We start from the raw sequence: 26,294 nt of genomic DNA on the forward strand, positions 1-26,294 counted from the left end.
CGCTGGGATGACATCTGTGGGGAAACGCCAATCGTTGCCGACTGCACGAGCGAGGGCACCAGCTAATGCCCTCCATCATCCTCGGCCGCCTGGTCTCGCTCATCCTCAGTCTGATCGCTGCTTCGATCGTCATCTTCCTCGTGCTCGAGGTGGTGCCGGGTGATCCGGCGCAGTTCATGCTCGGGCTCAACGCCACGCCTGAGGCGACGGCGGCGCTCCGCACCGCGCTCGGCCTCGATGGGCCGCTGCTCGAGCGCTATTTCACCTGGGTGCTGGGGCTGCTGCATGGCGATTTCGGCATCAGCTACACCTACAAGGTGCCGGTCTCCGGGCTGATCGCCGACCGCATCTGGATTTCGCTGCCACTCGCCATCTATGCGCTGGCGCTGTCGACGCTGATCGCCTTTCCGGTCGGCATCCTCGCGGCGGTCAGGCGCAACTCGGCCACTGATGTCGGCATCATGGGAGCGACGCAGGTCGGCCTCGCAGTGCCGAACTTCTGGTTCGCCATGCTGCTGGTGCTGCTGTTCTCGATCACCCTCCGATGGTTCTCCGCTGGCGGCTTTCCCGGCTGGCAGGATCCGCTGCTGGCGCTGAAGGCACTGACCCTGCCGGCCGTGGCGCTGGCACTGCCGCAGGCCTCGATCCTCGCCCGCGTCATGCGCTCGTCGCTGCTCGATACGCTGGGCGAGGACTACATCCGTTCGGCCCGGGCCAAGGGCCTGAGCCAGGGGCAGACGCTGTGGCGGCATGCGCTGCGTAACGCCCTGATCCCGGTGCTGACCATCATCGGCTTGCAGTTCTCGTTCCTGCTCGCCGGGGCCATCATCATCGAGAACGTCTTCTTCCTGCCCGGGCTCGGCCGGCTGGTGTTCCAGGGCATCACCTCGCGCGACCTGATCGTGGTGAAATCGGTGGTAATGCTCCTGGTGTTCGCGGTGATCCTCGTCACCTTCCTCGTCGACATCACCTACGCGCTGGTTGACCCCAGGCTCAGGAGGGCGACGCGATGAGCGCCATTGCCGCGCCCGCCACCCGCGACAGCCTGCTGAAGGCGGCGCTCCGCTCGCCGAACTTCCTCATCGGTGCGGCGATCACCCTGGTCTTCGTCATAGCGGCGCTGCTCTCGTTCGTCTGGACGCCCTACGACTATCTGCTGCAGAACATCCCCAACAAGCTGAAGCCGCCTTCGGCGGAGCATTGGCTCGGCACCGACCATTTCGGCCGCGATATCCTCTCGATGATCATGGTCGGCGCCCGCACCTCGATCGCCGTGGCCTTCATCGCTGTGACCGTCGCCATGGTGATCGGCGTGCCGATCGGCCTTTGGGCCGCGGCGCAGCGTGGCACGCTGCTCGATGACGTGCTGATGCGTGCCAACGACCTGGTGTTCGCCTTCCCGGCGCTGCTGATCGCCATCCTGATCACTGCGGTGTTCGGGCCGGGCGCGATCAACGCCATTATCGCGGTCGGGCTCTACAATATGCCGGTCTTCGCTCGCCTGGCGCGGGCAGGGGCACTGAGCCTGTGGCAGCGCGAATTCATCATGGCGGCACGGGTTTCGGGGAAGGGCGCCGCGCGCATCTCGTTCGAGCATATCCTGCCCAACATCCTCAACACCCTGGTGGTACAGGCGACCATCCAGTTCGCCCTCGGCATCCTCGCGGAAGCGGCGCTCGCCTATGTCGGGCTCGGCGTACAGCCGCCAACTCCAAGCTGGGGCAAGATGCTGGCCGACAGCCAGACCATGATCAGTCTCGCGCCGCACGTCGCGCTGGTGCCCGGCCTCACCATCGTGCTGATGGTGCTGGGTGTGAACCTCCTCGGTGACGGCCTGCGCGATATCTTTGATCCACGCCTGAGGCGGAACCGCTGATGGCGCTGCTCGACGTCAAGGACCTGCAGCTGTCGATCGGCAAGTTCCCGATCCTGCGCGATATCGACCTGTCGGTGGATGCCGGCGAAATTCTCGGGGTCATCGGCGAGAGCGGCTCCGGCAAGTCGATGACGGCGCTGAGTGTCATGCAACTGCTGCCGTTCGGCGCGACGACATCGGGTTCGGTGAAGCTCGATGGCCGCGAAGTCCTGGGGCTGCCGGATGCCGAGATGCGGAAGATCCGCGGCGGCACCGTCGGCATGGTGTTCCAGGAGCCGATGACCGCGCTGAACCCGGTCAAGACCATTGGCGACCAGGTGGCCGAAACCGCCATGGTGCATGGCGGGCTCGGGCGACGTGCGGCGCTGGAGGTAGCGCGGCAGACCCTCGAACGGGTCGAACTGCCCACCTCGCGCTTCCCACTCGATCGCTATCCGCACGAGCTGAGCGGCGGCCAGCGGCAGCGTGTGGTGATAGCCATGGCCATCGCCATGCGGCCAAAACTGCTGATCGCCGATGAGCCGACCACCGCGCTCGATGTGACGACGCAGGCGGCGATCCTGAAGCTGCTGCAGAAGCTGGTCGATGAAGACGGCATGGGGCTGCTGTTCATCACCCACGATCTCGGGGTGATCGCCGGGCTCGCCGATAAGGTGTCGATCATGCGGCAGGGCGAGGTGGTGGAGGCAGGGCCGACCGTCCAGCTGTTCCGCGCCCTGCAGCATCCCTACTCGAAGGCGCTGTTCGAGGCCTCCTCGCACGTCCCGCCACGCATCCCGCCGGCCGTGGTTGGCGGCAGCCCGGTGCTGGCCGTGGACAACGTCGTGCGCGAATACCCGCTGCCGCGGCGCGGGCTGTTCGAAAAGCGCAAGGTGTTGCGCGCCGTCGACGGTGTGAGCCTCAGGATCGAGAAGGGCGAGAATGTCGGGCTGGTGGGCGAAAGCGGCTGCGGCAAGTCCACGCTGGCCCGCGCCATCATGGCGCTGGAGCCAACCCAGGGCGGTCGCATCGCCATATCAGGCGAGCCGATTGATCCGAAGAAAGGCGCCAGTTTCGCCACGCGCCGGCACCTGCAGGTGGTGTTCCAGGATCCCTATGGCAGCTTCAACCCGCGTCACAGGGTCGACCGGCTGGTCAGCGAGCCGTTTCATCTGCTGGGCTCAGCAGCTCCATCAGGCGCGGAGCGTAGCAAGCGCATCGCCCGGGCGCTGGACGAGGTTGGGCTGTCGGCCACTGATGGCGAGAAATACGTGCACGAATTCTCCGGCGGCCAGCGGCAGCGCATCGCCATTGCCCGGGCGCTGATCATCGAGCCGAGCCTGATCATTCTCGATGAGGCGGTGTCGGCGCTCGACGTCTCGGTGCGAGCGCAGGTGCTGGACCTCCTGGCCGAGCTCTCTGACCGGCTGCAGCTCAGCTACCTGTTCATCTCGCACGACCTTGCCGTGGTCCGCTCCATCACCGACCGGGTGCTGGTGATGCGGGCCGGCAAGATCGTCGAGGAGGGCGCGACTGAGGAAGTGTTCCGGGCGCCAAAGCATCCCTACACGCAGGAGCTGCTGGCGGCGACACCTAACCTCGAGGCCGCGCTTGCCAAGCGCGAGGCCGCGGGCGCATAGCCACGGCCGCGGCAGATGCGAGTTTAAGATGACCGACCTCAACCTGTTCTTCGATCCCACCAAGTGCTTCATCGGCGGCCGCTGGATCGCGCCGCAGGGCGGCGACTACCTGCCGATCGAGAATCCCTCGACCGGCGAGACCATCGGCCAGATCGCCCGTGGCAAGGCGGCCGACGTCGATGCCGCTGTCGCGGCAGCGCAAGCGGCGCTGGTCGGCGAGTGGGGGCGGACACCGGCGGCGGAGCGCGGCCGGATCCTCAGCCGCATCGGGCAGAAGGTGCTGGAGCGGGTCGACGACCTGGCGCGCATCGAGGCGCTGGATGTCGGCAAGCCCCTGAAGCAGGCCAGGGCCGATGCGCTGGCGCTGGCGCGCTATCTCGAGTTCTACGGCGGCGCCTGTGACAAGATCCACGGCGAGACCATCCCCTATCTCGATGGCTACACTGTCTACACGCTGCGCGAGCCGCATGGGGTGACAGCGCACATCATCCCCTGGAACTACCCCATGCAGATCATCGGCCGCTCGGTGACCGGTGCCCTGGCGATGGGCAATGCCGCGGTGCTGAAACCGGCGGAGGAGGCTTGCCTCACCGCCATCGCTTTCGCCAAGATCGCCGAGGAAGCCGGGCTGCCAGCCGGCGCGCTGAACGTCGTGCCGGGGCTGGGCGAGGAAGCCGGCGCTGCGCTGACGGCCCATCCGGGCGTCAACCACATCTCGTTCACTGGCTCGGTCGGCGTCGGCAAGCTGATCCAGCACGCGGCGGCCAACAATGTCGTGCCGGTGACGCTGGAGCTGGGCGGCAAGTCGCCGCAACTGGTGTTCGAAGACGCCGATCTCGATCGCGCGCTGCCGTTCCTGATCAATGCCGGTATCCAGAATGCCGGCCAGACCTGTTCGGCCAGCTCGCGTATCGTGGTGCACCGGTCGATCCATGACGAGGTGCTGCAGCGGATGGCCGGGCGCTACCAGGCGCTGAGGGTCGGGCCGGCCATCGCCGATCTCGATCTCGGCCCGCTGGTGTCGGAGCGGCAGAAGGAGATCGTTGGCGGGTTTCTTACCGACCTCGGCGGCGCCGAGATCGCGGCAGAGGGTACTGTCGTCGACGACGCGCCGCAGGGTGGACACTACCAGGCGCCGACACTGCTCTCCCGCGTCTCCCCGGACAACCGGCTGGCGCAGGACGAGATCTTCGGCCCGGTGCAGGTGGTGATCCCGTTCGAAGATGAGGCTGAAGCGATAGCCATCGCCAACGGCACGGATTTCGGCCTCGTCGCCGGGGTCTGGACGCGTGATGGCGGGCGGCAGATGCGGGTGGCCAAAGCCATCAAGACCGGCCAGGTGTTCCTCAACAATTACGGCGCGGGCGGCGGCGTCGAGCTGCCCTTCGGTGGCGTCGGCAAGTCCGGCCACGGCCGCGAAAAGGGTTTCGAGGCGCTCTACGGCTTCTCGGTGTTGAAGACAGTGGCCGCATGGCACGGGTGATTTCATGAGACTGGAAGGCAAGGTCGCCATCGTTACGGGCGGCGCATCAGGGTTTGGCGCCGGCATCGCACGGAAGTTCGCTGCCGAGGGCGCAAAAGTGCTGATCGCGGATATCAACCTCGACGGCGCCGAGGCGCTGGCAAGAGAACTCGGCCAGAAGGCAGGCCATGTCGACGTCAGCAAGGATGCGAGCGTCAATCAGCTGGCGGCGGCGGCGCTGATGGCCTTCGGCAAGGTTGATATCCTCGTCAACAATGCCGGCGTCTCGCACCTGCCGGCGGCGTTGGACGAGATTTCCGAGGCCGATTTCGACCGGGTGTTCAACGTCAACATGAAGTCGGTCTACCTGACCGCGCGGCATCTCGTGCCGCATTTCAAGGCGCGGAAGACCGGCGCGATCCTCAACGTCGCCTCGACCGCCGCCGTGAGCCCGCGCCCCCGGCTCAGCTGGTATAATGCGTCGAAGGGCTGGATGGTGACGGCGACCAAGTCGATGGCGGTCGAGCTGGCGCCACTGGGCATCCGGGTCAACGCCATCAATCCGGTGGCCGGCGAGACGCCTTTGCTCAAGACCTTCATGGGCGAGGATACGCCCGAGATCCGGGCCAAGTTCCTCTCGACCATCCCAATCGGCCGCTTCTCGACCCCCGAGGACATGGGCAATGCCGCCTGCTTCCTCTGCTCGGACGAAGCCTCGATGATCACCGGCGTGGCGCTGGAGGTTGATGGCGGCCGGGTTATTTAGCGCGTTCGATTACTGAGTTGCACAACTCGTCCCACCCACTCGGTGTCATCCCAGCGAAAGCTGGGACCCAACCATCAGCTGGCGCAGGCGGCGAAATGGGTCCCAGCTTTCGCAGGGATGACAGCCGGTGGGGAGGCGAGGCGGTGCACCATCTTGTGGGCCGGTGCTTCAACCTTAACCGCGAACCGCTTACCGCAGGAACGCGTTGATCTCCCGCGCCACCGCCGCCGGAGTTTCCCAATGCAGCGAGTGGGCGGCGTTGGCGATCGGCGCATGGGTGAAGCGCGGCACCTTGCCGTGCAGTTCCTCGACAGCACCAAACGGCGCCAGCAGATCGAGATCGCCTGAGAGCGCCAGCACTTCGCAGGCGACCGTCGAGAGATCGACGATCATGCCGCGATCGATCGCTGCGACCTGTCGGGCGAAATCGCCGGGCGATTGGCGGTGCGGGTAGGCAGTGGAAGCCGCCGCGGCCGCCGCGACGTTCGCCTCGTCGGCAAAGAACGGCGTCGAGAACAACCACTGGTAGAGCAACCGGAACCAATCGGGCGCCGGGACCGTGAAGTAGAGCCGCGACAGGTCGCGGAACAGCACTCGTGCCTTGGGGTTGATGGTGCCCGCGCCCATCGTCACCATCCGTTTGACCCGGGTGGGATGGGTGGCGGCAAGCGCCAGACCGAGGAAGCCGCCGAGCGAATGTCCGATCACCTCGACCCGCTCGAGCCCGAGATGATCGAGCAGCGCTCCGCAATCGGCGACCATCTCGGCGAGTTCGATCGGGCCTTCGACCCGCGTTCGTCCGGAGCCGCGATTATCGATCAGAATCAGCTGCCGGCCGGGCAGCAACGGCAACAGCGGGCCCCAGCTGGCACCATCGCTCGCCGTGCCCGCAATCAGCAACAGCGGCTTGCCCTCGCCGAGGATTTCGTAGTGCACCGTGGCGGCGCCGTTCTGGAACTCAGGCATGCGGCAATCTCGATTGTTTTTGCTCGGCCGTGGCGTGGACAGGTCTGACGCGAGGTCTATATTTGACCGGTTGGATAAATGGCTGGAGCGTGATCAGGAAAGGTTGCAGACCTTTCCGGTTCGATCTCGCGACAAAACAAGGACCTGGAGCAGGAGTGCGGTTCAAAGAAACGCAATCTTGCCCAGTGCGAGCATGGCACAGGACGCCCTCGGAAATGAAGTGAGCCGCGCCTCCGCAGCGACGCTGCAGGGGATCGACGATTTCGTCACCGGCTTCCTCGGCTACGAGAAGAAGGCTGCCAACATCATTGCCGCAGCCGACGGCGAGCCGGATGCGGTGCTTGCCAACACCTATGCCGGCTTCACCTGGATGTTCCTCGAGGCCGAGGGCGCCAAGGCTATGGCGGGCAAATACCTCGCACGGGCCGAGGCTGCCGCCGCCGGCGCCAACGAACGCGAGCGGATGCTGATCGCGCAGCTGGAGCGCTGGATCGCCGACGACATTCCTGCCGTGCAGGCGATTGGCGACGAGATCGTCGCCCGCCATCCGCGCGACCTCACCTCGGTGAAGCTGCACCAGTATTTCAGCTTCAACCGTGGCGATGCCGCCAACATGCTGCGCATCGCCAAGGCGGCGGAGGCGGCGAATGCCGACAACCCGCATATTCACGGCATGCTGGCCTTCGGCTACGAGCAACTGCACGATCTCGAGACGGCCGAGCGCGAGGCGCGGCTGGCGCTGAAACTGAAGACCAAGGAGCCCTGGGCGCAGCATGCGCTGGCGCACGTGATGCTGGGCACCGGGCGCGTCGAGGAGGGCGTGCAGTTCCTTGCCGAGGCGCAGCGGACCTGGGTCGATCTCAACTCCTTCATGTACACCCACAACTGGTGGCACAAGGCGCTGTTCCACATCAGCCAGGGCGACCACGCCGCGGTGTTCGATGCCTATGACAACCATGTCTGGGGCATCGAGCCGGGCTATTCGCAGGACCAGGTGGGCGCCGTGTCGCTGCTGGCTCGTATGGAGGTCGCCGGCATGGATGTCGGCAACCGCTGGGAGGATGTGGCGGACCATATGCGGGGCAGGGGGCGCGACACCATCCAGCCCTTCCTGACGCTGCAATATCTCTATGGGCTGGCGCGAGCCGAGCGCGTCGAAGCCGACGAGCTGATGCGCGCCGTTGAGGAGAAGGCCGCGACCTCGTCGGCTTTCGATCGGGTGGTCTGGCGGGAAGTGGCGCTGCCGGCGGCGCGGGGCGTCCTGGCGCATGCGCGAGGCGACTACGCAGCAGCGGCGAAGTGGCTTTCGGTCGCCAACCCGCGGATGACCGAGATCGGCGGCAGCCACGCGCAGCGCGACCTGTTCGGGCAGCTGCTGCTCGATGCGCATCTGAAGCTCGGCAATTGGGTGATCGCCCAGCAGATGCTGGAGATGCGCCGCACCTGGGACCCGGATGGTGTGCCGGTCAACCAGGCGCTGGCGCTGGTCAAGGAACGGCTGGGCACGGCCGCCTGACTTCATTTGCCACGACCACCGGGTCATTCCCGCGAAAGCGGGAACCTCTGTTTTCTTGCTCGCGGTGACATCGCAAACGGAGATTCCCGCCTGCGCGGGAATGACCCGGTGCTGGGGGTGGGCTAGGGTGCCGCAGAGTTCGAATCCTGACAAAGGAGCCCGGATGCAACCCGGACCGCGCAACCTGATCACTGACGTCGCCGGCCTGCGGGTCGGCAATTCCGAAGACCATCGGATCAAGACCGGCACCACCGTGCTGGTGGCGGACAAACCGTTCCGCGCCTCGGTCGATGTGATGGGTGGCTCGCCCGGCTCGCGCGAGACGGAACTGCTGGCCCCGGACAAGCTGGTCGAGGACATCGACGCGCTTGTGCTTTCGGGCGGCTCGGCCTTCGGGCTCGACGCCGCATCCGGCGTCACCGATGGGCTGCGCAAGCTCGGCCGCGGTTTCCGGGTGGAGAAGGCCACGGTGCCGATCGTCCCCGGCGCCATCATCTTCGACCTGCTCAACAATGGCGACAAGGACTGGGACGAGAACCCCTATCGGGCGCTTGGCGCTCAGGCGCTCGCCAATGCCCGAGAGGATTTCGCCCTCGGTACGGCGGGCGCCGGCGTCGGCGCGCTGACGGCGAACCTCAAAGGCGGGCTCGGTTCAGCCTCGCTGGTGATCCCCGGCGGCTTCACCGTCGGGGCGCTGGTGGTGGCGAACCCCACGGGCAGCGTCACCATGGGCGACAGCAAGCATTTCTGGGCCGCGCCGTTCGAGGTGGATGGCGAGTTCGGCGGCCTCGGCCCGCTGCCCGGGCCGCTGCCATTCGAGCAAACCGCACGCTCGAAGCGCGACTGGGTGACGCCGATCTCCAACACCACCATCGCCATCGTCGCCACGGATGCCGACCTCAGCAAGGCGCAGCTGAAGCGCCTCGCCGTGGCGGCCCAGGACGGCATCGCCCGCGGCGCCAGCCCGGCTCACACCCAGGTCGACGGCGACCTGATCTTTTCCGTATCGACCGGCGCAAAGCCGATTACCACGCCGGTGCTGAATGCTCTGCAACTCGGCCACGCGGCGGCGGTCTGCCTCAGTAGAGCCATGGCGCGGGCCATCTATTCCGCGAGCGCAGCCGAAAATGATGTGGTACCCACTTGGCGGGAGCGCTGGGGATAACATCCGGCGCGTGGGGCTTGTTGGACATGAAATATCTGTTTGCTGCGCTGATCTTGTCGGCGCTCGCTGGGCCCGCCTTCGCGGAAGAAACACCCAAGCAACAGTGCGAACGCATCATTGCCGAGGCTGAGAAAGGCCCCAAGCAGATGGTCGCCGCCGGAAACCTCTATAGCCGCGGTGGCTGGCCTGGCGTGAAATGCGTGAAGCGGGACTATGTCCGCGCTTTCGAACTCTATGCCAAGGCCGGCGCTCGAGACTCTATCAACGGGCTGCTCTATGACCTCGAAGCCAAGGCCAACCAGGGCATGGAGTATGCCCGCATTGGTCTGGTGAAACTGCAGGCTCGCGGTTACATCTGGGTGGACGTCGAACAGGTGCGCTGAGCCACGAGGCTCATGCCGCCGACGCTGCCTTCACGTGGTAGCAGAAATCGCACATGCCATCGCCGTTCATGCAGGTCTTGGTCCGCTCGAGCCTTAGCCCCAGCTCGTCGGCCATGGCGAAATCGCCGTTGCAGATCAACAGTTCACCGAGATCGCGGGCGCCGATCTGTTCCATGAACTCGGCGTAGTCGCAGTGGTTGACCTGGTTGCGCAGCAGCACGTCCGTCTGTTCCAGCGTCTCGAACTCATAACGTACCCCTTCGCCGAAGCCGGCAAACTCTGTGGCGAGGGTGGGGATATCGAGCAAGGAGCCGCGCTGCGCGACGACGGCGCGGTTGGCCTTATCGAGCGCGACCCGCACCAACGCATGCGCCCGTTCCTTGCCGAGCGCGGCCTCCATGGCGCGGACCAGCGGAATCTGGGCCCGGACCTCGGTGGTGATGCGTTCGAATGGGGTCATCGGCAGCTCTCCGGCGTCACGCGATGATGGCAGGATCGTCCGCAGCAGGAAACCCCGGCCGGTCTGATGCGTTTGCCACTTCGACAACGATGGAGGACGCGATGAACGCGCAAAGCAGAGCAACCGCCATGATCCCCGCCCACAACGTCGAGCGGGCAGTGGCCTGGTATCGGGACAAGCTGGGGATCGCGCCTGCCAGGCAGGATGAGAACGGCGCCAACTATGAGCTCAACGGCGTCCAGGCCTTCCTCTACAAGTCGGATTTTGCCGGCACGGCCGAGCACACCATGCTGTCGTTCGACACGGTCGATCTGGACGCCGACATGCGGGACATGCGCGGCAAGGGGGTCACGTTCCTCGACTACGACTTGCCGGATTTGAAGACCGAGAACGGCGTCGCCAGCTTTGGCCCGGTGAAAAACGCCTGGGCCAAGGACAGCGAGGGCAACATTCTCGGCTTCGTTCAGGGCATGTAGAGCGTCAGGCTATTTCGAGCAGCGGAACACCGTGCTCGACTTGGCGTCGCCCACGGCGATCCGGATGCCTTCGCCTGATGGACCGAAGATCGGCGTCAGCTTCAGGTCCTGCTTGTTGCAGGTGGCGCTGAAGGTGCCGTCCTTGTTGTCGTTGAGCGCGATGTCGCAGCTCTTGCCGCCGGCCGAGAACTTGCCTGCCGACACCACCGTGAGGCCGGTCTTGTCGGTGCAATCGAGCGCCGCCCAGCTGCCGATCAGCGGGCGAGCGCCAGGCGGAAGTTTCGCCGCGGTGGCCGGTGCGGCGGGCGTCTTGCCCGTGGCCGGCGCCTTGGCGGGCGTGGCGGCAGCGGCAGGCGCTTCGGCCGAAGGCGCCTTGGGCGTGCTGTCGTTGTTGCAGGCGGCCAACAGGGGCAGGACGAGGAGGAGAGAGAGCGGCAAAAGGCGCATCGGCGAATCCGGTGTCGTTGCTATTGTCATGGCATGGGTGCGCCGTCATTGCGGCGCGATTGCAGCGGAGTCGTCAAGTTTGGCTGTAGCGCAGATCTTTGTGGATGCCGATGCCTGTCCGGTGAAGGACGAGGTGCTGCGCGTCGCCGAGCGGCACGGCATGGTGACCACTTTCGTCGCCAATTTCGGGCTGCGGCCATCGCGCGACCCCATGGTGCGCAACGTAATGGTGCCACAGGGCGCCGATGCCGCGGACGATTGGATCGTCGAGCATGCGGGCGCCGGCGACCTGGTGATCACGTCGGACATTCCGCTGGCCAGCCGGGCGCTGAAAGAAGGCGCAATGGTACTCGGGCCGACCGGTAAGCCGTTCACCGAGCACTCGATTGGCATGGCGCTGGCGATGCGTGAGCTGAACCAGCATCTGCGCGAGACCGGCGAGAGCAAGGGTTACAATGCCGGCTTTACCGCCAGGGATCGCTCCAACTTCCTCCATGCGTTCGATGCCGCGGTGCAACGCGCCAAGCGGCAGGGTGAGTGAGGCAGGACCAGCTTCAGCCGGACTGCCATGGCCGCGCCTGAGATAGAAGTTCCCATATCAGCCTTAAGTTTGGGCGGTATGCCCTTGAATTGAGCAGCAAACTGCGCTTCAAACGTGCACCGTTTTCCTGCCCGAGTATTCCCACTTGAGCCGTCTTCTCGATTTCATCCACCGGCACGAGCCGCGCGGCCAGACTTTGGCGCACTTGAAATCCGGCACCGGCGCTGTGGTGGCGATGACCCTGGTGGGCGGGCTGGCCGCCTGGACCGGGCTGCCGATGCTGTTGGCGCCGTTCGGCGCGACCGCCGTGCTGCTGTTCGGGCAGGCCGAGAGCCCGCTGGCGCAGCCCGCCAACATTTTCGGTGGCTATCTGGTGGCAGCCGTGATCAGCGTGGCGATCTTCGCGCTGCTGCCGTCAGCCTGGTGGGTGGCCACCATCGCCGTTGGTCTGGTGATCGCTGCGATGCTGCTGCTGCGCGTCACACATCCGCCGGCGGGCGCGGTGCCGCTGGTGGCGTTCTCCACCCATATGCCGATGGATACGCTGTTCCTCGTGGTCGTGGCGGGCGCCGCCTGCCTCGTCGCGGTGGCCGTGGTGCACCACCAGCTGCCGCCGCGGGTGACTTACCCGCGCCGTCCGACGCGCCCCGGCTGAGCTGCCTCAACCTCCAGCAGTCCCGAAGCACATTACCGTTTCGTTGAAACGGTAATGTGCTTCAACCCATTGATTTGTCGCGTTTTCGAACCGGAAAAGTCTGCAACTTTTCCTGAAAACGCTCCAGTGTCGATGATCATCTCGATCTCGTCGCGCACCTTGTCGAGCACATCGTTGATTGCTGCCACGGCCAGGGCCGGGTCGGCGGCGACGATCGCATCGGCCAGGTCGCGATGCGGCGGGAACGAGTCGAGGCCGAAATCGTCACGGCCGAACGGCGACTCGTTGGATCGCTCCAGCGCCTCGTCGAGCTTGTGCAGGATTTCGCCGAACATCGGGTTCCCGGACGCCTCGTAGATGGCGCCGTGGAAAGCGGCGTCCGCCTTGTGCCAGTTGCGGCGCGCCGCGACATCGGCCAGCAGCACATCGCAGAGCCGCGAGATTTCCGCCCGCTGCGCCTTGGTGGCGTTGACGGTCGCCTTACGCACCACCTCGTTCTCGAGCGCCCGGCGGACCTCGACCAGGCGGAGCAGGGCCTCGCCCTCGAAGCGGATCATCGTCGGTGCGAGCCCGCGTGAGGTTCGCACCTTGGCCGCGAGGTAGGTGCCATCGCCACGCCGGCGGCGGATGATGCCGAGGCCCTCCCAGCGGTTCAGCGCCTCGCGGATGGTGGAACGGCCAACCCCGAGGGTGGTCGCCAGCGAGACTTCCGGCGGCAGCCGATCGCCGACGCTCAGCCCGGCCCGCTCGATCATTTCGGCGAGCGCATCCAGCACGGCAACGCCGCGCGTCCGCGTCTCCAGCGGTTCGAGGTAGCTCAGTACTCCGTCCTGCGCCACGCCTGTTCCTCCCGGCCCGAATGGCCGTGCCGGCACCACCATCACAATTCGGCGGTTTTGTCAGCCATGCTGACGTGCCAGCTCCGGTTTGCCCTGCAAATCCAGCATCTCCGTCAATGCGCCGATGAGGATGTCCATCTGCGCCTTCGAGTTGTAGCCCTGCACCGAAACCCGGACGATGTGGTGGTCCTGCCACTTGAATACCGGGATCTCGATCGCGTATCGCGCCATCAGCTCCTTGGAGAACTCCGCCGGTTCGAACTCGGGGACCGGCATCGCCACCATCTGCGGCGCGCAGAACTCCGGGCTGCTGAGCGGTTCTAGACCCGTCAGCGCTTGCAGGCGCCGCGCCGTTTCCTGCGCCAGCTCGCGGCAATCTGCCGCCACGCGGGTCCAGTCATGGTCCTCACGGAACTTGATCGCCGACGGCACGCTCAGCCAGGCCGCTGGGTCGCGGGTGCCCTGCATCTCCAGCTCGTCGATGAACGGGCTGTTGCCGAAGGCGCCCTTGGCGTCGGGGAGTTTTGAGTCGACGGTCCAGCCGTGGCTGATCACCAGCGGATTGATCAGGCCCTGCAGTTCCGGCCGGACATAGAGGAACGCCGAGCCCTTGGGCGTCATCAGCCACTTGTGGCAGTTGCCCGAGTAGAAGTCGACGCCCATCGCATCGAGGTTCAGCGGGATATGGCCGGGTGTGTGGGCGCCGTCGATCACCGTCCAGATGCCGCGCTTGCGGGCTTCGGCAATCGGCCGCTCGATCGGGAAGCGCAGCGCCGTCGGCGAGGTGATGTGGCTGAGGAACAGCACCTTGGTGCGCTCGTTCATCGCCTCGACCAGCGTGTTGGTGAAGGCCGCCTCGGACACCAGCGGCATCGGCACCTTGACCGTGACGATCTTGGCGCCGGTGCGGCGCGCCACATAGGCCCAGGTCTTTTCCAGCGCCGAATACTCGTGATCGGTCGTCAGGATCTCGTCGCCTTCCCTTAGGTCTAGCGACTGGGCGACGATGTTGAGCCCTTCGGTGGCGTTGACCAGCCCGACGATGTTCTCCGAGGTCGTGCCGAGAAATGCCGAGAGCGCCACGCGGGGCACCTTGGTGCGTTCGCTGAGGTCGCGGCCGAGGAAGGCCACCGGCTGCCGTTCCAGCTCGAGCTGCCAGGCCTGGTAGGTCTCGAACACCGGACGCGGGCAGGCGCCGAAAGAGCCATGGTTCAGGAAAACGACATCGTCCCGGAGGAGGAAGTGTCGCGCGAGATTGGAGGACAAGTCAGCGGCCTTTCAGTGTGGGATCGAGTGCGTCGCGCAGGCCGTCGCCGAACAGCGTCGTGGCGAGCACGGTGATGGCGAGGGCTGCCGTGGGGAACACGGCCATGTGCCAGTAAAAGAACATGAAGTTGATGCCGACATTGATCATCTGGCCCCAGCTCGGGGTCGGCGGCGCCACACCGATACCGAGGAAGCTGAGGCTGGCCTCGAGCATCATGGCGCCCGGCACCGACAGCACGAACCCGACGATGATCGGCGACAGCGAGTTGGGGATGACGTGACGGCGAAGGATGTACCAGGGCGAGGCGCCGAGCGCCTGCGCCGCGCGTACGAACTCCTTCTCACGGAACGATTTCACCTGGGCCCGGACCAGGAGGCACACGCCGAACCAGCCGAACAGCGAGGCCACCACGATGATGGTGAAGAAGCCACCGCCGGCCAGCGCCCCCAGCAGCATCGCTGCCAGCAGCGGCGGCACCACCGAGAAGATTTCGATGACGCGCATGATGAACCAGTCGACGCGGCCGCCGAAATAGCCGGCGATGGCGCCGATCGGGATCCCGATCAACAGGCTGCAGGTCGCGGCGGCAAAGCCGATCAGCAGCGACACGCGGGCGCCGTAGACGATACGGGTGAAGAAGTCGCGTCCGAGATCGTCGACGCCGAACCAGAACTCGGCCGACGGGAAAGCCAGCGACTGCGTCAGGTAGAGCTGGGCGTCTGGAGCGCTCTTGGTGAACAGCGGCGCGAAGATCGCGGCGAGGATGATGATCCCGAGCACGATGCCGCCGGTCACCGCCGCCTTGTTGGCGGCAAAGCGCCGCCAGGCGAAATAGGCCGGGCTGTGCTGGGTATGCGCGGGGGGGACCGCGAGGGCGCCGGTTTCGATGTCGGTGGTCATTTCGCGTCATCTCCGAGACGGATGCGCGGATTGAGCCACGCGTAGGCGATATCGGAAATCAGGTAGGCGAAGCAGATTCCGATGGTGAACATCAGCACCAGCGCCATCTCGAGCGGATAGTCGCGGTTCTCGATGGAGGAGACGAAGTAGCTGCCGAGCCCGGGGATACGGAACATCGCCTCGACGAAAATAGAGCCGGTGGCCGTACCCATGAACATCGGCAGGAACACCGTGACCATCGGGATGGCAGAGTTGCGCAGGACGTGCTGGAAGATGATCCGCCGCTCGCTCAGCCCCTTGGCACGGAGTGCCGTAACGAACGGCCGGTTGAGCGTGTCGAGCATCGCCGAGCGCGTATAGCGGGCATAGGTGGCGAGCGGGATCGCGGCGTATGCGATGATCGGCAGGATCCACCGTTCCGGTTTGCCCCAGCCGCTGGCCGGCAGCCAGTTGAGCCAGACCGCAAAGATCAGGATCAGCAGCATCGAGATGACGAACACCGGGATGGTGAGGCCGAGCACCGACAGCGTCGAGGCGAGGTAGTCGATCCAGCTGTTGCGCTTCAGCGCCGCCGCCATGCCGATCAGGATACCGAGGGCGGCGCCGATGATGACGCCGGAACCGCCAAGGATCAGGCTGGGCACCCAGGCCTGCTGCAACAGGCTGATCACTGTCTCGCCCGGCGACTGGTAGGGAACACCCCAGTTTCCTTGCAGCACGCCCGCCATGTAGTTGACGTACTGCACCCAGAGCGGCTGATCGAGGCCCAGCCTGGCATTGAGCGCAGCCTTGACCGCGGCGGAGAGCGGCATGTCCTTTTCGGTGAACGGACCGCCCGGCACCGCGTGCATCATCAGGAAGATGACCAGCGAAACGATGAAGAAGGTCACGGCGACCGAGAGCAGGCGTTTGATGAGATAGACAATCATGCCCGGACCTCCATCAGTTGGTGACGATGGCTTCGACGAGGTGGCCTGGGGCCACGCTCACGAGCTGCGGAATGTCGCCGGCTGCCGCTTCAGCCGCGAGGCTGGAGCGCGACAGGCGCGGCGTGCCGGCGGCGATGTCGTCGGCGGTGATGAACGTACGCTCGCGGCGATCCCTCGGGTTGGTGACCGGGATCGCATCGAGCAGCGAACGCGTATAGGGGTGGCGCGGGTTGGCGAAGATATTGGCCGTCGGCGCCTGTTCGACCACCCGGCCCTTGTACATCACCACCACGCTGTCGGTCAGCGAGCGCACGACGCTGAGGTCATGGCTGATGAACAGCATCGAGAGCCCCATCTGCTTCTGCAGGTTTTTGAGCAGCCCGATGATCTGTGCCTTGACGGTAACGTCGAGCGCCGAGGTCGGCTCGTCCGCGACGAGCACCGAGGGCCCGAGGATCAGCGCCCGCGCAATGGCGACGCGCTGCCGCTGACCACCCGATAGCTCGTGCGGGTAGCGGTTGCCGAAGCTGCGGTCCATGCCGACGCGCTCCAGCCAGCTCAGTGCTTCCTCGGTTTGCTCGCGCGAGCTCTTCACCCCGTGGATGTTGAGCGGCTCGGCGATGATCTGGGCCAGCGTCATCATCGGATCGAGCGCCGAATAGCTGTCCTGGAACACCACCTGCATACGGCGGCGGAACGCCTTGAGCGCGGTGACGTCGAGCTTGGAGATATCGGTGCCGTCGACGAAGATCTGTCCGGCGGTCGGCTCCAAGAGGCGCATCGCCATCATGCCGGTGGTCGATTTGCCCGAGCCGGACTCGCCGACGAGGCCGACGATCTTGTTGCGCGGCAGCACCAGGTTGACCCCGCGCACCGCCGGAAAGTCGACATAGGTCGAAAAGATCCGGCCGCGGCGGCGCAGCGCATAGACCTTGGAGAGATTGCGCAGCTCCAGGGCAGGGGCGATCGGCTCGCCGGTGCCCGGCTCGGCCCGCCGGGATTCGCCGGCCCTGAGGCTCGCCAGCAGCGACTGGGTGTAGCTGTGCTTGGGGGTGTCGAAGATCTGGTCGACGGTACCTTCTTCCATCACCCGCCCACCGTACATGACGACGACGCGCTCGACGGTTTCGGCGACGACGCCGAGGTCATGGGTGATCATGATCAGCGCCATGCCCATCTCGGCCTGCAGGCCCTTGATGAGCTGCAGGATCTGCGCCTGGATGGTGACGTCGAGCGCCGTGGTCGGCTCGTCCGCAATCAGCACCTTGGGCCGGCAACTGAGCGCCATGGCGATCATGGCGCGCTGCAGCATGCCGCCGGAAAGCTGGTGCGGGTAATAGTTCAGCACATCCCTGGCGTTCTTGATCTCGACCTTGAGCAGCAGCTGCTCGGCCTCGGCCAGCGCCGTCTCCTTGGTGACATCGCGATGCGTGCGGATGGTTTCGACCATCTGGTGGCCGATGGTGAACACCGGATCGAACGCCGTGGCCGGATCCTGGAAGATCAGCGCGGCAATCTTGCCGCGCAGCGCCGACATCTGGCGCGGCTTGGCTTTCAGCACGTCGACCCCATCGAGCTCGAGCCGGTCGGCAGTGATGGTCGCCGTGTTGGGCAACAGCCGCATCAGCGCCAGGCACGAGACGGACTTGCCCGAACCGGACTCCCCGACGATGCCCAGGCTTTCGCCTTCCGCAAGCTGGATATCGACGCCGCGTACCGCGTCGATCTGGCCGCCATGCTGACGGAAGCTGACCTTCAGGCCTTTGATATTTACGAGAGTCATGCGCTGTTCCGAACTGGGTGCCCCCGGCCACCGGCCGGGAGCACTGGTTTTCGCGACTAGTTCTTGGTCAGGTGGGTGTAAACGTAACCCGACCAGTTGGGGTAGAAGCCCTGCTTGTTGGGCGTCATGGCATCGCCACCGAGCTTGTCGGACACGACGTTCATGGTGATCGGATGGGTCAGCGGCACGATCAGCCCCTGGTCGATCATCACCTGCTCGGCCTGTTCGTAGAGCTTCACGCGCTCGTCCCAGGTCGGGGCGGAGTCGGCCTGCTTGACCAGGTCGTCATAGGCCGCGATGTGGTAGCTGTGCCGGCCGCCATTGTAGAACAGGCCATAGAAGTTCGACGGGTCGAGGTAGTCGTACTCGTAGGGCGCCAGATAGATGTTGTTCTTGCGCGCCAGCATGCCTTCCATCCAGTCCTTGCCCGGCATCACCTTGATGTTCATGGTGATCCCGAGGATCTGTTTGAACTGCGATTGCAGGTACTGCGCCATCGGCGGCAGGATGGCGCCGTTATAGCCGCCTTCCTCGCGGAACCAGATCTCGATGTCAGGGAAGCCTTTGCCATCAGGGTAGCCGGCCTTTGCCAGCAGTTCCTTGGCTTTCTCAGGGTCGAATACCGCTTGCTTGGCGACATTCTCGCTGTAGCCGGGGAAGCCGGGCGGCAGGATCGAATGGGCCGGGATGGCGATATCCTTGAGGACGGTCGAGGTCAGCTCGTCACGGTTGATGGCGTAGTAGAGCGCCTTGCGGACGTCGACATTGTCGAACGGCGCCTTGTCGAGATCGAACGAGATATAGTTGGTCGAGAACACCGGGTTGGTGTGAATCTGGTCGGCATAACGCTGCCGCATCATCGCCACCTGCCCGGTATTCAGCGAGGTCATGTCGACATCCCCGGCGAGGAAGGCAGGCACGCCCACCTCCGGCAGGCCGAGCGAGGAGTCGAGCACGACTTCATCGATCTCGGGCATCCAGGGGCCCTTGTAGTCGGGGTTCCTGGCGAGCGTGACGGTGTTGTTGGACTTCACCCATTCCTTCACCACCCAGGGACCCGACGAGACGATGGTCTCGACATTGGTCGACCATTCTTCGCCGAACTTGTCGAACTGGTGCTTGGGCACCGGGTACCAGAGCGATACGACGCTCGGCAGGTACGGCTTGGGCGCCGTGGTGGTGACTTCGAGCGTCTTGTCATCGACGGCCTTGAGGCCGAGGGTCGTTACGTCGGCCTTGCCGGCCGTCACGTCGTCCCAGTTCTTGATGCCGCCGGCAAAGCTCCAGTACCAGGCAAAGTCGTAGCCGGTGGTGGCCGCATGCTGCAGCGCGAAGACGAAGTCCTCAGCGGTCAGCGGTTCGCCGTCGCTCCAGTTGAGCTCGGGCCGGATCTTGAACGTCCAGGTCAGGCCATCGGCCGACTGCGACCAGCTCTCCGCCGCGATCGGGGTAAGGTTGAAGTCCTTGTCGAAGGCGGTCAGGCCGATCTGGATCATGTCCGAGCCGGCGGCGCGGGCATAAACAGTCTTCATGTAATCCATATAGGTGGCCGTCGTGGACTGTCCGGGGACAGTCACGGTCTGGGCCAGCGCCGGCCCGGCCATACTTGCCGCCAGCGCTATCGGCCCTGCCAATTTCAGCAGCAAATTCAATCCACTCTCCTCAAGTATTTGTGCACAGGATCCGATGGGCCAGGGCGTGCACGCCCCGTGCGGCGGCCCTCGGAGTGCTTCTTGCGACGTCCTCCCGCGCTCCCGTTGTGGGATGTCACAGGTCCTCTCGCGTCGCGGGTACGGGGCCCGGAGACGTTCCCCGGCCGAAGCCGGGGAACGCGAGTTCTGCTACTTCACCGAGATGTGCGAGTAGAGGAAGTTGCCGATACGGCCGAGCGGGGTGAAGCCACGCGAGTTGGGTGTGACGCCCGGCCCGGTGATGTCCTCGCTGACGGCGGCAGTGATGACCGGGTGCACCAGCGGCACGATGAGGCCCTGATCAATCATCACCTGTTCAGCCTGCTCGTAGAGCTTGAAGCGCTCTTCCCAGACCGGGTTCTTGTCGGCCTCGGCGACGAGCTTGTCGTACTCGGCCACGTGGTAGCTGTGACGGCCACCATTGTAGAACAGGCCGTAGAAGTTCGACGGGTCTAGGTAGTCGTACTCGTAGGGCGCCAGGTAGATGTTGTTCTTGCGGGCGAGCATGCCCTCCATCCAGTCCTTGCCCGGCATCACCTTGATATTCATGGTGATTCCCAGGATGTCCTTGAACTGGGCCTGCAGGTACTGCGCCATGGCGGGGAGGATCGCGCCGTTATAGCCGCCTTCCTCGCGGAACCAGACTTCGATGGTCGGGAAGCCCTCGCCGTTCGGGTAGCCGGCCTTGGCCAGCAGTTCCTTGGCCTTGGCGGGGTCGAACACGGCCTGCGCCGCGACCTTGTCGCTGTAGCCAGGGTAGCCGGGCGCCAGGATCGAGTGCGCCGGGATGGCGATATCCTTGAGCACGGTGGCGGTCAGCTCGTCGCGGTTGACGGCGTAGTAGAGCGCCCTGCGGACGTCGGCATTGTCGAACGGCGCCTTTTCGAGATCGAAGGCGAGGTAGGACGTGGCGAACACCGCCTCGGTACGGATCGAGTCCGGGAACCGCTGCTTCACCACCGGGATCTGGCCGGCATTGAGCGTGGTGTAGGCGAGATCACCGGCGAGGAAGGCCGGCATGCCGACTTCCGGCAGGCCCACCGACGGATCGACGGTCAGCTCGTCGACCTGCGCCACCCACGGACCGTTATAGTCCGGGTTCTTGACGAGGACGACCGAGTTGTTCGACTTCTCCCAGGACTTGAGCAGGAACGGACCCGACGAGAGGACGTTGGCGACGTTGCTCGCCCAGTCATCGCCGAACTTGTCGAACTGGTGTTTGGGCACCGGGTACCACAGCGAAACCACGCCCGGCAGGTAGGGCTTGGGCGCCGCGGTGGTGACTTCGATAGTCTTGTCGTCGACGGCCTTGAGGCCGAGGGTCGAAACGTCTGCCTTGCCGGCCGACACGTCGTCCCAGTTCTTGATCCCCGAGGCAAAGCTCCAGTACCAGGCGAAATCATAGCCGGTAGTGGCGGCGCGCTGCAGGGCGAAGATGTAGTCGTTCGCGGTGACGGGGGCCCCGTCGCTCCACTTCATGCCGTCACGCAGGTGGAAGGTCCAGGTCAGGCCATCGGCCGACTGGTCCCAGCTGGTCGCGGCCAGCGGCGTGAGCTGGTACTCGTTGTCGAAGCTGGTCAGCGGCTCCTGCAGCAGCTCGGCGCCGGAAGCGCGCGCGTAGACCGTCTTCATGTAGTCCATATACGTGCCGGTGGTGGATCCACCCGGTACGGTGAGTTTTGTCTGCGCCAACGCTGGCACGGCGGTCAATCCCGCGGCCAGCGCGACCGCGCCGACAAATTTCAGCAACGCGTTCATAGAGCTCCCTCCTTGTTGCAGAGCTACTGCTTGACGTCCCCTGTGCCCCGGCCGAACCTCGGCGAACCGCTGTCCGAACGGGCCTCGCATGAGCGGTTTCCGGGCATAGACGCCCCGCCCGGAACCGGTTCATTGGCCGACTGCATTTCCCCTCGCAATCGGCCTTATGACATATGTCTGACAACTCCAGATTGGCTTGGCAAGCCGTTTGTGGCCCGCCAATGACAAGGTTGGCATAGTTTTGCCGGGATGCCGTTCAGCATGCCGAACGGGCTCATCTCCGGCCCCCGAACAGGCTTTGTGCCGCGTTGGCGATGGCCGCCGCGTCGATGCCGAAATGTCGGTAGAGATCGGTCACCGTGCCGGTCTGGCCGAAGTGCTCGACCCCCAGCGTAATGGCGCGGTGACCCCGCACGCTGCCCAGCCAGCCGAGGGTAGCCGGGTGCCCGTCGATTGCGGTGACGAGGGCTGCGGAGTCCGGTGCGTCGGCGAGCAAATTCTCGATATGGCAGGTGGCATCACGGTCGCCATGCAGGCGCGCCCGCTGTGCGCCGTGCCAGCCGGCATTGAGCCGATCGGCCGAGGTGACGGCCAGAACTGCGACGTTGCGCCGCTCGCCGCCGATCATCCCGGCTGCGGTAATCGCTTCGCTGGCCAGCACACCCTGGTAGGCGATGATCGCCTCGCAATTCGGCGTCGGCGGTACCAGCCAATAGCCGCCGCGAATGATGTCGCTGGCGAGCGCGGGCGTCACCTCGCGCGGCGGCTGTTCGATGGCGCGGGTGGAAAGGCGAAGATAGACCGAGCCGCCGGAGACGTCGCGCGGCCAGTCGGCGAGATCGGCCCGGTCGCTGCCGTCGCGCTGCATATAGTCAAAGCCCCAGTCGATGATCACCGAGAGCTCGTCGGCAAACGCCGGCTCAAACGAAGCCAGCCCATCCTGCGCCATGCCGATCAGGGGCGTGCCGACCGATTGGTGCGCCCCGCCTTCGCCGGCGAGCGATACACCCGAAGGCGTCGCGACCAGCAGGAACCGCGCATCCTGGTAACAGGCATAGTTCAGCGCATCGAGGCCACGGGCGATGAACGGATCGTAGAGCGTGCCGATCGGCAGCAGCCGCTCGCCGAACAGCGAATGGCTGAGGCCCGCCGCGCCGAGCAGCAGGAACAGGTTCATTTCGGCGATGCCCAGCTCGATATGCTGGCCATCGGGCGTGAACTGCCACTTCTGCGCGCTCGGGATGCGCTCCTTCTGGAAGATGTCGGCCATCTCCCGGTTGGCGAACAGGTGCCGCCGGTTCACCCAGGTGCCGAGATTGGTCGAGACGGTGACGTCGGGCGAGGTGGTGACGATGCGGCGCGCCAGCTCGCTGTCGGTCTTGGCGATGGCGTCGAGGATCTTGCCGAATGCTGTCTGCGTGGAAGTGGCGCCGGGACCGACGAACTGCGGTCCCAGCGCCGGGACGGCTGGGGAGGAAAGCCGTCGAGACTGGTTGGTGTTGAATGGGACGTTATCGAGAAAGGCCTGCAGCTCACGCTCGGACGGCTTCAGCCCCTCGAAGCGTTCCCACTCGTGGCCGTCACGCACCCGCATCGAAGCCTTGAGGCTCTCGATCTGCGCACCGGTCATCTGCCCGGCGTGGTTGTCCTTGTGCCCAGCGAGCGGCGTGCCCCAGCCCTTGACGGTATAGGCAATGAACACCGTGGGCTTGTCGGTGGTCTGACCCTCGAACTGCTCGAGCAGGCTCTCGATGCAGTGGCCACCGAGATTGGCCATCAGCTCGGCCAGTTCGGCATCGGTACGGCGCTCCAGCAGCGCGCTCACCTCGCCCTGGTCGCCGATCTCATCGCTGAGCCGCTCGCGCCAGGCGGCGCCACCGCGGAACATCAGCGCCGAATAAAGCGCGTTGGGGCAGGCGTCGATCCAGTCGCGCAGCCGCTCGCCGCCGGGCTCGGCGAAGGCGCGGCGTTGCTTGGCGCCATACTTGAGCGTCACCACGTTCCACTCGAAGGCGCGGAAGATCGCTTCGATCCGGTCGTAGAGCCCCTCGCGCACCACGCCGTCGAGGCTTTGGCGGTTGTAGTCGATGATCCACCAGGTGTTGCGGAGGCTATGCTTCCAGCCCTCGAGCAGGCACTCGTAGACATTGCCTTCGTCGAGCTCGGCATCGCCGACCAAGGCGATCATCCGGCCTTCGGCGCGCTGCTTCGCCCAGGGCTTGGCGCGCACGTAATCCTGGATCATCGAGGCGAAGGCGGTGAAGGCGACGCCGAGCCCGACCGAGCCGGTGGAGATATCGACGTCGTCGGCATCCTTGGTGCGCGACGGGTAGGATTGCGCCCCGCCATAGCCGCGGAACGTCTTGAGCTTGTCGAGGCTCTGCTTGCCGAACAGATACTGGATGGCGTGGAACACCGGCGCGGCGTGCGGCTTCACCGCCACGCGATCCTCGGGCTTGAGAATGCCGAAATACAGCGCCGACAGGATCGCCGTCATCGAAGCGGAGGAGGCCTGGTGGCCACCCACCTTCACCCCGTCCGGGTTGGGGCGGAGATGGTTGGCGTGGTGGATCATCCAGTTGGATAACCACAAGGCCTTGCCAGCCAGCGCCTCAATCAGGGCGATACGCTCCGTCGACATGTTCCCTCCCAAATGTCTGACATTAACGGTGCACTAGCCGGTTGGGTGTTTCCTGCCTATTGTGACTGCTCTGTCATCCCATTGCGCAGGATTTGCCACGAAATGCCGCCCAAGCCGGTGAATTCTGCCAGAACCGAGCTGACGGGAATCGACCGCCGCATCCTCAGGGCGCTGCAGGAAGATGGCCGCATGACCATCCAGGCCATCGCCGATCGCGTCGGGCTCTCGGCCTCGCCATGCCTCCGCCGCATCCGCCAGATGGAGGAGGCGGGGATCATTGCCGCCTATAGCGCGGTGGTCGACCAGAAGGCGGTCGGCCTGCCGGTCTCGGTGTTCATCTCGATCAAGCTGGAGCGGCAGCGGGCCGAGGAGCTCGATCGCTTCGGCGCCGCCATTGCCGGCTGGCCCGAGGTGATGGAGTGCTACCTGATGACCGGCCAGTTCGATTTCCTGCTGCGCGTCGTCTGTGCCGACCTTGCCGCCTATGAGGCCTTCCTGCGCGAGAAGCTGACCCAGGTGGCGGGCGTCAGCTCGATCGAATCGAGCTTCTCGCTCGGCCAGGTGAAATACTCCCGCGTGCTGCCCATCTGACGCAGTTACGGCGGCGCCGAACATCGCTAAAAGCGGACCCGACAGTTCTCCTCGGGTGAGTCATGCAGGCCGACAGCATCGTTCTTGGCGCAGGTATGGTGGGCGTCAGCATCGCGGTGCACCTGCAGATGCGGGGCAGGGGGACCGTGCTGGTCGACCGACGCGGCGCCGGCGAGGAAACCTCCTACGGCAATGCCGGCCTGATCCAGCGCGAAGCGGTGATGCCGCACGCCTTTCCGCAAGGCGTCGGCGAGCTGTTGCGCTACGGGCTGAACAACCGCACCGACATGCACTACCACCTCAGCGCGCTGCCGCGCATCGCGCCGTTCCTCGCGCGCTATTGGTGGAACTCCCGGCCGGAGCAGTACCGCCGCATCGTCGAGACCTATGCGCCGCTGATCGCCCAGTCGATCAACGAGCACGCACCACTGATCGAGCGGGCAGGGGCGAGCCACCTCATTGAAAAGAAGGGCTGGTACCTGCTCTATCGCGACAAGGCCAAGCAGGACGAAGGCTACCTCAAGGCCGAGGGGCTACGCCGCGATTTCGGTATCGGCAGCGCCGAGCTCAGTAGCGACGAGATGCACCAGGTCGAACCCGGCCTCGGCATCCCGCTCGAGGGGGCGCTGCACTGGACCGACCCATGGAGCATCCGCGACCCCGGTGGACTGGTGGTCAAGTATCGCGAGCTGTTCGAGCAGCTGGGCGGTGTGGTGGTCACTGGCGATGCGCTGAACCTGCAGCAGGGCACCAGCGGCTGGCGCCTGCCGGTGGCGGACGGCGTGCTCGAAGCCCGCGACGCGGTGATCGCGCTCGGTCCCTGGGCCGGTGATCTCACCAGCCGGCTCGGCTATCGCCTGCCGCTGGGCGTGAAGCGTGGCTATCACATGCATTTTGGCCAGCCCGCGGCGCAGCCGCTGAGCAACTGGATCCTCGATACCAGCTACGGCTATCTGCTGACCCCGATGGCGCGCGGCATTCGCCTCACCAGCGGCGCCGAGTTCGCGCTGCGCGATGCCCCCTCGACCCCGGTGCAGGTCGATCGGGACGAACCCTATGCCCGTGAACTGTTCCCGGGCCTCGGCCAGCGGCTCGAAGCTCAGCCCTGGCGCGGCGCGCGGCCGGCGACGCCCGACATGATGCCGATCATCGGCCCGGCGCCCAGTCACCAGGGGCTGTGGTTCGCCTTCGGCCATGCCCACCACGGCATCACGCTGGGTCCGGTCACCGGTCGACTGATCGCCGAGATGATCACCGGCGAGGCGCCGTTCGTCGACCCCACGGCCTTCTCGGCCAAGCGGTTCCTCTAGACGCCAGGCCGGTGCGGGCCGACCCCCACCCTTGATCCCTCCCCCTAAGAATGGGGAGGGAGACGCAGACTGTGATGCCTGTGTTTTGGTCTCCCTCCCCATTCTTAGGGGGAGGGGACAGGGGTGGGGGTCTGCTAGCACCGCTGCCGCGGCAGGCGCAGAACCCACCCTGCCGCATTTTGCCGCTGGGGCAGGGGTTGAACTCGGCGAACGGCTCGCTACGTTCTCAGGGCGGTACCGGGCCCCTCTGACG

General features: G+C 65.5%; 24 protein-coding genes. 13 read left to right on the plus strand and 11 right to left on the minus strand.

The genetic code is table 11. The features are described 5' to 3' along the window. Nucleotides 1-65: 65 nt before the first annotated feature. From ASC89_RS06935 to ASC89_RS06955, 5 genes are read left to right on the plus strand one after another with little or no spacing between them, the layout of a single operon-like run. Nucleotides 66-1,013, plus strand: coding sequence for an ABC transporter permease (locus ASC89_RS06935; protein ID WP_055996128.1), 948 nt, complete (start codon nt 66-68; stop codon nt 1,011-1,013). Continuing rightward, nucleotides 1,010-1,876, plus strand: coding sequence for an ABC transporter permease (locus ASC89_RS06940; RefSeq protein WP_055878109.1), 867 nt, complete (start codon nt 1,010-1,012; stop codon nt 1,874-1,876). Before ASC89_RS06935 ends, ASC89_RS06940 begins: the two co-directional genes overlap by 4 nt. Further along, nucleotides 1,876-3,495 carry an ABC transporter ATP-binding protein gene (locus ASC89_RS06945; protein WP_055996131.1) on the plus strand — a complete coding sequence of 540 codons (1,620 nt, stop codon included), beginning with the start codon at nt 1,876-1,878 and terminating at the stop codon, nt 3,493-3,495. Before ASC89_RS06940 ends, ASC89_RS06945 begins: the two co-directional genes overlap by 1 nt. Before the next feature lie 28 nt (nt 3,496-3,523). Then, nucleotides 3,524-4,978 (plus strand): aldehyde dehydrogenase family protein, encoded by a 1,455-nt coding sequence (locus ASC89_RS06950; protein WP_055996134.1) that lies wholly within the window; start codon nt 3,524-3,526, stop codon nt 4,976-4,978. Between the two features lie 4 nt (nt 4,979-4,982). Next, the gene (locus tag ASC89_RS06955) at nt 4,983-5,723 is read left to right on the plus strand and encodes an SDR family oxidoreductase (RefSeq protein ID WP_055996137.1); all 741 of its coding nucleotides are present in this window, start codon (nt 4,983-4,985) and stop codon (nt 5,721-5,723) included. A 189-nt stretch (nt 5,724-5,912) separates the two neighbouring features. Here ASC89_RS06955 and ASC89_RS06960 read toward each other — a convergent pair whose 3' ends face one another. Beyond that, nucleotides 5,913-6,689 (minus strand): alpha/beta fold hydrolase, encoded by a 777-nt coding sequence (locus ASC89_RS06960; RefSeq protein WP_055996140.1) that lies wholly within the window; start codon nt 6,687-6,689, stop codon nt 5,913-5,915. A 220-nt stretch (nt 6,690-6,909) separates the two neighbouring features. On the opposite strand from ASC89_RS06960, the gene ASC89_RS06965 reads away from it, so the two are divergent. The 3 genes from ASC89_RS06965 to ASC89_RS06975 all read left to right on the plus strand — a co-directional run bounded on the left by ASC89_RS06965 (nt 6,910) and on the right by ASC89_RS06975 (nt 9,753). Continuing rightward, nucleotides 6,910-8,205 (plus strand): tetratricopeptide repeat protein, encoded by a 1,296-nt coding sequence (locus tag ASC89_RS06965; RefSeq protein ID WP_082533221.1) that lies wholly within the window; start codon nt 6,910-6,912, stop codon nt 8,203-8,205. Nucleotides 8,206-8,368: 163 nt separating this feature from the next. Continuing rightward, nucleotides 8,369-9,370, plus strand: a complete 1,002-nt coding sequence (locus ASC89_RS06970; RefSeq protein WP_055996146.1) for a P1 family peptidase — start codon at nt 8,369-8,371, stop codon at nt 9,368-9,370. A 26-nt stretch (nt 9,371-9,396) separates the two neighbouring features. Next, on the plus strand, nt 9,397-9,753 hold the full coding sequence (locus ASC89_RS06975; RefSeq protein WP_055996149.1) for a hypothetical protein: 357 nt from the start codon (nt 9,397-9,399) through the stop codon (nt 9,751-9,753). Nucleotides 9,754-9,763: 10 nt separating this feature from the next. Here the strand turns inward: ASC89_RS06975 and ASC89_RS06980 are convergent, their stop codons facing one another. Continuing rightward, on the minus strand, nt 9,764-10,213 hold the full coding sequence (locus ASC89_RS06980; RefSeq protein WP_055996153.1) for an L-2-amino-thiazoline-4-carboxylic acid hydrolase: 450 nt from the start codon (nt 10,211-10,213) through the stop codon (nt 9,764-9,766). A 101-nt stretch (nt 10,214-10,314) separates the two neighbouring features. Between ASC89_RS06980 and ASC89_RS06985 the strand changes: the two genes are divergently transcribed. Then, nucleotides 10,315-10,689, plus strand: coding sequence for a VOC family protein (locus ASC89_RS06985; RefSeq protein WP_055878093.1), 375 nt, complete (start codon nt 10,315-10,317; stop codon nt 10,687-10,689). 9 nt (nt 10,690-10,698) lie between these two features. On the opposite strand, the gene ASC89_RS06990 is transcribed toward ASC89_RS06985, so the two are convergent. Beyond that, the gene (locus ASC89_RS06990; RefSeq protein ID WP_055878091.1) at nt 10,699-11,136 is read right to left on the minus strand and encodes a hypothetical protein; all 438 of its coding nucleotides are present in this window, start codon (nt 11,134-11,136) and stop codon (nt 10,699-10,701) included. Between the two features lie 79 nt (nt 11,137-11,215). Between ASC89_RS06990 and ASC89_RS06995 the strand changes: the two genes are divergently transcribed. Together ASC89_RS06995 and ASC89_RS07000 are read left to right on the plus strand one after the other, a co-directional pair. After that, a complete protein-coding gene (locus ASC89_RS06995; protein ID WP_055996159.1) occupies nt 11,216-11,677 on the plus strand; it encodes a YaiI/YqxD family protein in 462 nt (153 codons plus the stop codon). 145 nt (nt 11,678-11,822) lie between these two features. Then, nucleotides 11,823-12,332 (plus strand): HPP family protein, encoded by a 510-nt coding sequence (locus ASC89_RS07000; protein WP_055878088.1) that lies wholly within the window; start codon nt 11,823-11,825, stop codon nt 12,330-12,332. Nucleotides 12,333-12,364: 32 nt separating this feature from the next. Here ASC89_RS07000 and ASC89_RS07005 read toward each other — a convergent pair whose 3' ends face one another. The 8 genes from ASC89_RS07005 to ASC89_RS07040 form a co-directional block, all read right to left on the minus strand. Continuing rightward, nucleotides 12,365-13,171 (minus strand): FadR/GntR family transcriptional regulator, encoded by an 807-nt coding sequence (locus tag ASC89_RS07005; protein WP_055996162.1) that lies wholly within the window; start codon nt 13,169-13,171, stop codon nt 12,365-12,367. 60 nt (nt 13,172-13,231) lie between these two features. Next, nucleotides 13,232-14,437: an aminotransferase class V-fold PLP-dependent enzyme gene (locus ASC89_RS07010; RefSeq protein ID WP_055996165.1), complete on the minus strand. Its 1,206-nt coding sequence runs from the start codon at nt 14,435-14,437 to the stop codon at nt 13,232-13,234. 1 nt (nt 14,438) lies between these two features. Continuing rightward, a complete protein-coding gene (locus ASC89_RS07015) occupies nt 14,439-15,338 on the minus strand; it encodes an ABC transporter permease (RefSeq protein WP_055996170.1) in 900 nt (299 codons plus the stop codon). Then, nucleotides 15,335-16,267 carry an ABC transporter permease gene (locus tag ASC89_RS07020; protein ID WP_055878080.1) on the minus strand — a complete coding sequence of 311 codons (933 nt, stop codon included), beginning with the start codon at nt 16,265-16,267 and terminating at the stop codon, nt 15,335-15,337. Before ASC89_RS07020 ends, ASC89_RS07015 begins: the two co-directional genes overlap by 4 nt. Before the next feature lie 13 nt (nt 16,268-16,280). Next, entirely contained in the window at nt 16,281-18,050 is a 1,770-nt protein-coding gene (locus ASC89_RS07025; RefSeq protein WP_082533224.1) for an ABC transporter ATP-binding protein, read from the minus strand. Nucleotides 18,051-18,106: 56 nt separating this feature from the next. Continuing rightward, the gene (locus tag ASC89_RS07030) at nt 18,107-19,702 is read right to left on the minus strand and encodes an ABC transporter substrate-binding protein (protein WP_156384534.1); all 1,596 of its coding nucleotides are present in this window, start codon (nt 19,700-19,702) and stop codon (nt 18,107-18,109) included. A gap of 189 nt (nt 19,703-19,891) precedes the next feature. Further along, nucleotides 19,892-21,499, minus strand: a complete 1,608-nt coding sequence (locus tag ASC89_RS07035) for an ABC transporter substrate-binding protein (protein ID WP_055996176.1) — start codon at nt 21,497-21,499, stop codon at nt 19,892-19,894. Between the two features lie 274 nt (nt 21,500-21,773). Then, the gene (locus tag ASC89_RS07040; protein ID WP_055996179.1) at nt 21,774-24,140 is read right to left on the minus strand and encodes a transketolase; all 2,367 of its coding nucleotides are present in this window, start codon (nt 24,138-24,140) and stop codon (nt 21,774-21,776) included. A 102-nt stretch (nt 24,141-24,242) separates the two neighbouring features. On the opposite strand from ASC89_RS07040, the gene ASC89_RS07045 reads away from it, so the two are divergent. Beyond that, nucleotides 24,243-24,731, plus strand: coding sequence for an Lrp/AsnC family transcriptional regulator (locus tag ASC89_RS07045; RefSeq protein WP_055996182.1), 489 nt, complete (start codon nt 24,243-24,245; stop codon nt 24,729-24,731). A gap of 62 nt (nt 24,732-24,793) precedes the next feature. After that, nucleotides 24,794-26,041, plus strand: coding sequence for an FAD-binding oxidoreductase (locus ASC89_RS07050; protein ID WP_055996185.1), 1,248 nt, complete (start codon nt 24,794-24,796; stop codon nt 26,039-26,041). The last annotated feature ends 253 nt before the right edge of the window (nt 26,042-26,294 follow it).

Source organism: Devosia sp. Root413D1 (assembly GCF_001425235.1).
In the GTDB taxonomy this organism is placed as follows: domain Bacteria; phylum Pseudomonadota; class Alphaproteobacteria; order Rhizobiales; family Devosiaceae; genus Devosia_A.

Bases quoted from the DNA above. Each gene is read 5' to 3' on its own strand.
- ASC89_RS07020 (WP_055878080.1), bottom strand. From the start codon at position 16,267: ATGATTGTCTATCTCATCAAACGCCTGCTCTCGGTCGCCGTGACCTTC.
- ASC89_RS06960 (WP_055996140.1), bottom strand. From the start codon at position 6,689: ATGCCTGAGTTCCAGAACGGCGCCGCCACGGTGCACTACGAAATCCTC.
- ASC89_RS06975 (WP_055996149.1), top strand. From the start codon at position 9,397: ATGAAATATCTGTTTGCTGCGCTGATCTTGTCGGCGCTCGCTGGGCCC.
- ASC89_RS07045 (WP_055996182.1), top strand. From the start codon at position 24,243: ATGCCGCCCAAGCCGGTGAATTCTGCCAGAACCGAGCTGACGGGAATC.
- ASC89_RS06940 (WP_055878109.1), top strand. From the start codon at position 1,010: ATGAGCGCCATTGCCGCGCCCGCCACCCGCGACAGCCTGCTGAAGGCG.
- ASC89_RS06950 (WP_055996134.1), top strand. From the start codon at position 3,524: ATGACCGACCTCAACCTGTTCTTCGATCCCACCAAGTGCTTCATCGGC.
- ASC89_RS06955 (WP_055996137.1), top strand. From the start codon at position 4,983: ATGAGACTGGAAGGCAAGGTCGCCATCGTTACGGGCGGCGCATCAGGG.
- ASC89_RS06980 (WP_055996153.1), bottom strand. From the start codon at position 10,213: ATGACCCCATTCGAACGCATCACCACCGAGGTCCGGGCCCAGATTCCG.
- ASC89_RS07035 (WP_055996176.1), bottom strand. From the start codon at position 21,499: ATGAACGCGTTGCTGAAATTTGTCGGCGCGGTCGCGCTGGCCGCGGGA.
- ASC89_RS06970 (WP_055996146.1), top strand. From the start codon at position 8,369: ATGCAACCCGGACCGCGCAACCTGATCACTGACGTCGCCGGCCTGCGG.
- ASC89_RS07050 (WP_055996185.1), top strand. From the start codon at position 24,794: ATGCAGGCCGACAGCATCGTTCTTGGCGCAGGTATGGTGGGCGTCAGC.
- ASC89_RS06985 (WP_055878093.1), top strand. From the start codon at position 10,315: ATGAACGCGCAAAGCAGAGCAACCGCCATGATCCCCGCCCACAACGTC.
- ASC89_RS06935 (WP_055996128.1), top strand. From the start codon at position 66: ATGCCCTCCATCATCCTCGGCCGCCTGGTCTCGCTCATCCTCAGTCTG.
- ASC89_RS07040 (WP_055996179.1), bottom strand. From the start codon at position 24,140: ATGTCGACGGAGCGTATCGCCCTGATTGAGGCGCTGGCTGGCAAGGCC.
- ASC89_RS06990 (WP_055878091.1), bottom strand. From the start codon at position 11,136: ATGCGCCTTTTGCCGCTCTCTCTCCTCCTCGTCCTGCCCCTGTTGGCC.
- ASC89_RS07025 (WP_082533224.1), bottom strand. From the start codon at position 18,050: ATGACTCTCGTAAATATCAAAGGCCTGAAGGTCAGCTTCCGTCAGCAT.
- ASC89_RS06945 (WP_055996131.1), top strand. From the start codon at position 1,876: ATGGCGCTGCTCGACGTCAAGGACCTGCAGCTGTCGATCGGCAAGTTC.
- ASC89_RS07015 (WP_055996170.1), bottom strand. From the start codon at position 15,338: ATGACCACCGACATCGAAACCGGCGCCCTCGCGGTCCCCCCCGCGCAT.